Raw genomic sequence first — 2,744 nt, 5'->3', positions numbered from 1 at the left:
TGCACTCTTTTACCAACCGACCTAGCGTATTTACTCGTTTGAAGCCCTTGATTGGACGGTTCGCTCCTCTTAATCAATGGTATTAGTGTCGTCGGATGGATTCAAATTCTCAATGAATCCTCATTTTGCAAGAGCCTCTATGGAGAAGTGCCAGTCTCTGAGAGCTTCTTTATCGATTTTCTTATGCCCGAATCAAATTTTGAACTCAGTGATGCATATGGGATCAACAAGGTAACCATAAATGAGGCCCGCATAGAAGTGATGAATGGGACACAGGGTACCAATTATTCACAGCAGTTTACCTTTACTGACCAATCTCAGAATTCCTCGTTTCAACTTTTTCCAAGTATTGGTTCTGGGGCTCCCATCAATTTCAATCTATATCTAGAGAACCAGCAGATAGAAAAAGGTACAGCTTACACATGGTCCGGCTTACAACCCGATGTCTTGAACACTCGCAATATTCGTATCGGTGACATCAGTGAGACAGAAGTAATGAACAAAGTCAGCGGTACCTATACAGCAACCATAACCGTGACCATAACCAACCCTGATTAATCATCTCGCCTGCCTGGATGCCAGTCGTTCCTTGAGCAGTCTCAGCTTGTCACTTACCTCATCACTGGAAAGCTGCTTGTTTGGATCTACCTCATCAAACAGTTCCTTGGGAATTTCCTCAAGGAAACGTGAAGGGATACTGGTTACCAGATCAAATCCTCGCTTGCGTTTCTCACAGCTGCTGATGATAAGCGCACGCCTTGCTCGGGTAATTGCTACATAGAAAAGTCGTCTTTCCTCATCAAGACTGGCCGGGTTCTCTTCAATTGCCCTTGCATGGGGAATGTACTGATCTTCCACCCCTGCGAGGTATACGGTATCAAACTCCAGTCCCTTGGAGGCGTGTATGGTCATCAGGGCAATCTTCCCTGCATCCTCTTCCTCAGGATTCTCTTTTCCTGCAAGACTGATCCTGTTCAGGTAGTCGAATATGGAAGCATTCCTGTTCTCAGGGTTCCTTTCCCATCTTGCGAGCATATCACAGAGCATGTTGACACCTTTCATTTTATACGCTGCAAAGGCTTCATTGTCAGGATGTTCCGCCTCGATATGCTGCTTGTATCCTATCTCCTCGATCAAGGTCCTCAGTATCTGGTTCCTTTGGGTGTTTGTATTGAACAGCTTGTAGTGATACTCCTCAATCATATCAGCAAACCGCTTCAGCGTACGCTTCATTGCTTCTTTGACCTGTCCATCGGTAGAGATGCTCATCAAGGTCAGGGCGCTGAAGAGAGAACACTTATGGTCATCAGCTACCTTGCGCATTTTCTCGAGCGTGGTTCTCCCGATTCCCCTCCTAGGAGTGTTGACGATCCTGAGCAGGTTGATATCATCATCCTGGTTTGCAATTACCTTCAGGTAACTTACAATGTCCCTGATCTCCTTCCGGTCGAAGAAACTCTGCCCACCGGTCACCTGGGAAGGAATACCCCGTTCAGTGAACTTGGTCTCCAGGATGGCTATCAGGCTGTTGGTTCTCACCAGTACACCGAAATCACTGAATGGACGGTCCTCTTTCTTGTGGATCATGAGAATCTCATCTGCAATGGTTGAAGCCTCATCCTCGTCATGGGCAGGGTGGATAAGCCGGATGGAAGAACCTTTGCCACTATCAGTCCAGAGCTTCTTGTCCTTCCTCATCTGGTTGTTTACGATTAGGCGGTTTGCTGCCTCGAGGATATTTCCAGTGGAACGGTAGTTGCGCTCGAGCTTCACCTCCAGACGCTCAGGGAATTCACGTTCAAACATCACCAGGTTCTCGTAGTTTGCACCTCGCCAGCTGTAAATACTCTGGTCGTCATCACCAACCACACACAAATTGCGGCTCTCCTGTGCGAGGAGCTCTACCATGCGATACTGGGACAGGGATGTGTCCTGGAACTCATCCACAAGAATATGGCTGTATCGTGCCCTAAGTTCATCCAAGATTTCAGGATGCTTGTCAAACAATTCAAGGGGTTTCATGATCAGGTCATCAAAGTCGACAGCATTGTATGCCTTGAGGTGCTTCTCGTATTCGTAGTAGAGATTCCTGATCTTGTCTGAGGCATTGGGGCCAAAGACCTTGCGCTTTGTCTTGATATCACTGAACAACGATGAAAGCTCAAACAAGTCAAAGCTCTCGACTACATAATCAAGATTCTGAATGACTTCCTTCATCAAGGCTTTCCTGTCATTGGTATCATAGACAGTGAAATTATTCTTGAACCCCAGATGCTGGATGTACTGCTTGAGAACTCCCATGCCAAAAGCATGGAAAGTGGTCGTGGTAAGTTTCTTCAATGGCAGGCCAGTAAGGGCGCGCACGCGCTGAGCCATCTCCTTTGCTGCCTTATTGGTAAAGGTCAGTGCAAGGATGGAGTGTTCATTGATTCCTTTCTCCAACATATGCGCGATACGAAAGGTCAGCATTCTTGTCTTTCCACTACCGGCTCCGGCTATAACAAGCAGGGGGCCGTGCAAAGTGGATGCAGCTTTGCACTGCTCAGGGTTGAGCTCTTTTTCTAAATTGAATTGCATGGTTCCTCAGATTCGTTTAATGAATACCGAATCGATTCCGACCCCAAGGACAACCAAGCTGGTTACGATCAGGCCAGAGACAATAACTCCGCCGAATACTGCCATCATGGTCTTGCGCTTGTCAAGGCCCAAAATCCAGGAACCAAGGGTTCCCGTCCATGCACCGG

2 protein-coding genes are annotated in these 2,744 nt (G+C 47.3%); one reads left to right on the top strand and one right to left on the bottom strand.

The features are described from left to right. The first annotated feature begins 183 nt into the window (after window positions 1–183). The gene (locus JF818_RS10565; protein WP_198891978.1) at window positions 184–558 is read left to right on the top strand and encodes a hypothetical protein; all 375 of its coding nucleotides are present in this window, start codon (window positions 184–186) and stop codon (window positions 556–558) included. On the opposite strand, the gene JF818_RS10560 is transcribed toward JF818_RS10565, so the two are convergent. Continuing rightward, window positions 559–2,577 (bottom strand): ATP-dependent helicase, encoded by a 2,019-nt coding sequence (locus JF818_RS10560; protein ID WP_198891977.1) that lies wholly within the window; start codon window positions 2,575–2,577, stop codon window positions 559–561. Between the last annotated feature and the right edge of the window lie 167 nt (window positions 2,578–2,744).

Source organism: Sphaerochaeta sp. S2 (genome assembly GCF_016406725.1).
Taxonomy (GTDB): Bacteria; Spirochaetota; Spirochaetia; order Sphaerochaetales; family Sphaerochaetaceae; genus Sphaerochaeta.
This window is presented reverse-complemented; position numbering and strand designations above follow the sequence as displayed.